The organism is Kitasatospora sp. NPDC057542, assembly GCF_042801945.1.
Lineage (GTDB): Bacteria > Actinomycetota > Actinomycetes > Streptomycetales > Streptomycetaceae > Kitasatospora.
This window is the reverse complement of the sequence record NZ_JBHVFE010000616.1, coordinates 1-4,354: the sequence shown is the minus strand read 5'-3', so window position 1 is coordinate 4,354 and position 4,354 is coordinate 1. Positions and strand designations below refer to the sequence as shown.

Genomic DNA, 4,354 nt, shown 5'->3' with positions numbered 1-4,354 from the left:
GGCCCGGACCCTGAACGCCCGGGCCTGCGGTTCAGACGTTGCCGAACTCGCCGCTGCGGACGGCGGCGACGAACGACGCCCAGGCCTCGGCCCGGAAGATCAGAGCCGGCCCCTGAGGGTCCTTCGAGTCACGGACGGGAGCCAGACCGGGGACGTCGGCAGCGACCTCGACGCAGTCGCCGCCGTTGTTGGAGTACGAGGACTTGGCCCAGGAAGCGCTGGACAGGTCTACGCGGTCGGTCATGATGGGAATTCCTTTCGGGCCCTGCGGATCATCTCCTGGGATGCGGCCTTCGGCAGCGCTTCCACCAGTAGCTGATCGTAGTCACTTTCCCATCCCGCAACCGCTGCGCGTGACCGCTCAAGGTGGCCCCTCGCCGTCGACTCCGCATACCCCACGACTGTGTGATCCGGGAGGTTCAACAGAACGACCGGCAGTGTGAAGGAGAGATTCTCGCCCATGCTGAACGGGGCGATCTGCACGGTGATGTTCGGGCGCTCGGCCAAGCCCTCAAGGTGTCGTAGCTGCTCGGCCATGACCTGAGGGCCGCCGACGGGGCGCAGCAACACCCCCTCCTCAATCACCGCGTGAAGCGTCGGAGGGCTCTTCTGGTCGAGGATCTCCTGTCGCAGGGCCAGATAGTCCGTGCGCTCATCCGCCTCGGCCGTAGTGATCGCACCACGCCGGACAGCCGCCTGTGCCAGCGCCCTTGCGTACGCAGGGGTCTGGAGAAGGCCGGGAACGATGATCAGGCCGACAGTGCGCAGCCGTCGGCACCGGGCTTCGGCGTCAGCGAACTCGGCGAATCCCTCAAGGAGTGCCGCCCGGCTGAATCGCCGCCACAACTCGAAGAATCGTTGGCCTGATCCGAACACCTCATCGGCCTTAACAGCCAAGGGGCGTGTTGGTGAACGCTTCCCATTCTCGACATATGAGATGTGCGCGCCCGAGTACCCCAGGCGCTTGGCCGTCTCAGTCTGAGACCACCGCCTTGCCCGGCGTGACCTGCGAAGTTCTTGGCCGAAGCGGATCTGTGGCGATGCCTGGGTGTCAACAACGGCTTCGGTCATGATCCTTCGGCTCCTTCACATGACATTGCTGTCAAAGGTAAGACGCTGGCAATCGTAGGGGCTTTCACGCCACCATGGCTACGCCTGGTGATTAACCGGAAGCACAGAGCGACTCGCGGAGGTTTTATGTCTGACGGGCGGAATCCCGAGTGGTGGTCCCATCTGCGTCCAAGTCGCGCAGGCCCGGCAGCTGGATGACACCGGATCAGGCACGCGCCGCGTGACTCCGCGCTCCTTTTCGTGCACCTTCTTCCGCCCCTCTGAGGTCCCCATGCTCACTGCCCGTCGCCCCCGCATGTTCGTCGCGCGCCTCGATTCCCGGGCCGAATCCACGCCCCTGGCCCGGTACTTGCTCCGCGCCTACCTCGCGGGTCTCCCTGCCGGCGACCGCTACACCGACACCGCCGAGTTGCTCCTGGGAGAGTTGTTCGCCAACGCGGTCCAGCACTGCGACGCGCCCGCCGACCGGCTCATCGAGGTCCGCTTCGCCCTCATCGGCTCCCGCCTCCGGCTGGAGGTGCACGACGCCGGCAGCGGCCGCCCGTCCCTCCGTGCCGCTGCGCCGGACGACGAGCACGGGCGCGGCCTTCTCCTCGTCAACGAGCTCGCCGAAAGCTGGGGCTGCGCCTCCCGGCCCGGCGGCATCGGCAAGTTCGTCTGGGCCCTCGTCGCCCCCGCCCCCACCCCGGCCCTCGTCACCGTCTGAAAGCCCGAACCCCCATGAATCTCTCCGCCCTCGCCCGCCACACCCTCTCCCGTGGCGCCACCCCCGCCGCGACCTATGCCCTCCTCGCCCGGCTCGGCCACCAGCCCCTGACCTGTGCCCGAGCCGTCTGCCACGCGCTCGACATCCCCGCCGCCGAGACCACCCTCCGCCTGGCCGACTGCCACGACGCGCTGCTCGCTGACCCCCGCCCCGACTCCGAAACCGACACCGGCGAACTCCTCGAAGCCCTCGGCGTCTTCGACGTCCCCGCCTCCCTCACCCCCACCGAACTCGCCGTCGTCGACCTCTTCCTGGTCGCCATCGACGCCATCGGCGGTATCCGCCCCGGCCACCAGCACGGCCTCACCCGCTGGTTCACCACCGGCAACCTCACCGCCGCCTACCTCTCCCTCGCCGCCGCCCAACCCCTGCCCCGCACCGGCGACCCCGCCCGCTACTGGACCGCCCTCGTCGCCGCCGGCGAACTCCTCACCACCACGCCCAACCCCGACACCCGCATCAAGTACGCCCTCGCCCACTGCCGCACCCAAGCGGCCAGCCACACCTGAAAACCCGTGTCGCACACAGGAAGTCGACCCCGACGACTTCCTGCGCAGCACGGTCGAACCGGCCTGATCAGCCGAGCGTGTCCACCACCGCAGGCCCGCGGCGGCCCTGTGGGGCAGCCGGACCCGAGGGCCGTCAGTTGCCGACGGCATCGGCGGCGCTCTTCCGCTTCCGCGCCACCCGGCATCAGGCGCCACGGACCACCACCCGGCACGGTGGCCGGGCGAGGCCGTGCTCCGGGGCGCTTCCGAGGGCACGCCGAGGCAGCCGTTCGGCCCCTCGGGCTGTGCGCCTCTGGTGTGGGTACCGCTCGCGCTGTATCCGGGAGGGGGCCGAATGTCGCTGTCGGATGGGGAACGCGTGCACGGCCGCAACAGGGCGAGGAAGGTGGTCCGTGACAAGAGCCCCAACCAACTGGGGACGCTGCGCAGTTGGCATCAGGGCGACTACGGAAGGCTCCCCGACAACCAGTTCGACCCCGCGGCCGTCCCCGAGCACGCCCGGTTGCTGCACGCCCACTACACCGCCCACTCGCAGTCCGGTGCGGGCTCCTCGGTCCAGAACGCGGCCACGGCCCCCCCGCGGCTTCGCCGAGTACACCGGTACGGGAAGCGACTGGGAGCACAACGTCAAGGTGGTGCTGGACTACATCAACAAGCGTGTCTACCTCACCGTGGGCACTACCAGTACTGGGCGTTGATCTTGAGCGCAGACCTGCTGCTTCAGTTGGGGTTGGCTCTTGCTGTGCCGGAGCCGCGAAGCGGCGCGATTCGCTGTGTTGTCAGTGGCGTGGGCTAGGTTGATTTGCAGCTTCCGAAGGGGGTGTTTCGCAATGTTGTCCGGGCGTCGGTACCGGCTTGAACTCGACTCGGCGCAGGCCGGGTTGTGTGAGATGTTCGGTGACATCTGCCGGGTGGTGTGGAACACCGCGTTGGAGCAGCGGCGGGAGTATCGGCGGCGGGGTGCGTGGATGAACTACGTGCCGCAGGCCGCCGAGCTGGTGGAGGCGAAGCGGGAGTTTCCGTGGCTCGGGGATGCGCCGTCGCATGTGTTGCAGCAGACCTTGAGGGACTTGGACCGGGCGTGCCGTGAGCACGGGACGTTCAGGGTCCGGTGGCGGTCGAAGGCCCGCTGGTCGCCGTCGTTCCGGTTCCCGGCGGGGAACCTGATCACGGTGGAGCGGATCGGCCGCAGGTGGGGACGGGCGAAGCTCCCGAAACTTGGCTGGGTCCGCTTTCGCTGGTCGCGGCCGCTGGGCGGCGAGGTGCGCTCGGCGACCGTCACCCGGCAGGGACGGCACTGGATGGTGTCGTTCCTGGTGGAAGACGGCAGGAACACTCCGGATCGGCACGCTCTGCCGGACCGGGCGGTCGGCGTGGACCGGGGCGTGAAGGTGGCCGCGACGACCAGCGACGCCACCTTCCACGACCGCGCATACGTCACCAAAGGTGAGGCGAAACGGCTGCGCCGCCTGCACCAGCAGCTCGCCCGGTGCGAGCGCGGCAGCAATCGCCGCCGGGCCGTGCTGGCGAAGATCAATGCGATCACCGGCCGGGTCCGCCACCGCCGTGCGGACTTCTGCGCGCAGACCGCCCACGCACTGACCACCGCGAACGCGGTAGTGGTGCTGGAAGACCTCCGTACGAGGAACATGACCGCCTCGGCGGCCGGCACCGTCGAGCAACCCGGCCGGGGCGTCCGGGCCAAGGCCGGACTCAACCGGGCCATCCTCGACAAGGGCTGGCACCTGCTCGAACGCGCGCTGCGCAACGCTGCGCGTTCCACCGGCACCCGTGTGGTGCTGGTGAATCCCGCGTACACGTCGCAGACCTGCAACGCCTGCGGGCATGTGGATCCGAAGAGCCGTGAGAGCCAAGCGGTCTTCGGGTGCACGGCCTGCGGGCACGGGGACCATGCCGACGTGAACGCCGCGAAGAACATCCTCAACGCCGCAGGGCATGCGGTGTCAGGGCGTGGAGACCTCGCCACGAGGCGGTCCGTGAAGCGCCA

At 68.9% G+C, this 4,354-nt stretch carries 5 protein-coding genes; 3 read left to right on the top strand and 2 right to left on the bottom strand.

What is annotated here, in order from left to right; all coding sequences use genetic code 11:
- Positions 1–31 precede the first annotated feature (31 nt).
- Together ACFU7Y_RS40860 and ACFU7Y_RS40855 are read right to left on the bottom strand one after the other, a co-directional pair.
- Entirely contained in the window at positions 32–244 is a 213-nt protein-coding gene (locus ACFU7Y_RS40860) for a DUF397 domain-containing protein (RefSeq protein ID WP_224282566.1), read from the bottom strand.
- The gene (locus ACFU7Y_RS40855; protein ID WP_224282567.1) at positions 241–1,071 is read right to left on the bottom strand and encodes a helix-turn-helix transcriptional regulator; all 831 of its coding nucleotides are present in this window, start codon (positions 1,069–1,071) and stop codon (positions 241–243) included. Before ACFU7Y_RS40855 ends, ACFU7Y_RS40860 begins: the two co-directional genes overlap by 4 nt.
- 271 nt (positions 1,072–1,342) lie before the next feature.
- Here ACFU7Y_RS40855 and ACFU7Y_RS40850 point away from each other — a divergent pair, with 271 nt between their 5' ends.
- The 3 genes from ACFU7Y_RS40850 to ACFU7Y_RS40840 form a co-directional block, all read left to right on the top strand.
- Positions 1,343–1,777: an ATP-binding protein gene (locus ACFU7Y_RS40850; protein WP_224282568.1), complete on the top strand. Its 435-nt coding sequence runs from the start codon at positions 1,343–1,345 to the stop codon at positions 1,775–1,777.
- A 14-nt stretch (positions 1,778–1,791) separates the two neighbouring features.
- The gene (locus ACFU7Y_RS40845) at positions 1,792–2,346 is read left to right on the top strand and encodes a hypothetical protein (RefSeq protein ID WP_380771456.1); all 555 of its coding nucleotides are present in this window, start codon (positions 1,792–1,794) and stop codon (positions 2,344–2,346) included.
- Between the two features lie 890 nt (positions 2,347–3,236).
- Positions 3,237–4,354, top strand: a 1,118-nt coding sequence (locus tag ACFU7Y_RS40840) for an RNA-guided endonuclease InsQ/TnpB family protein (protein WP_380771454.1), incomplete at its 3' end; no start/stop codon positions are given.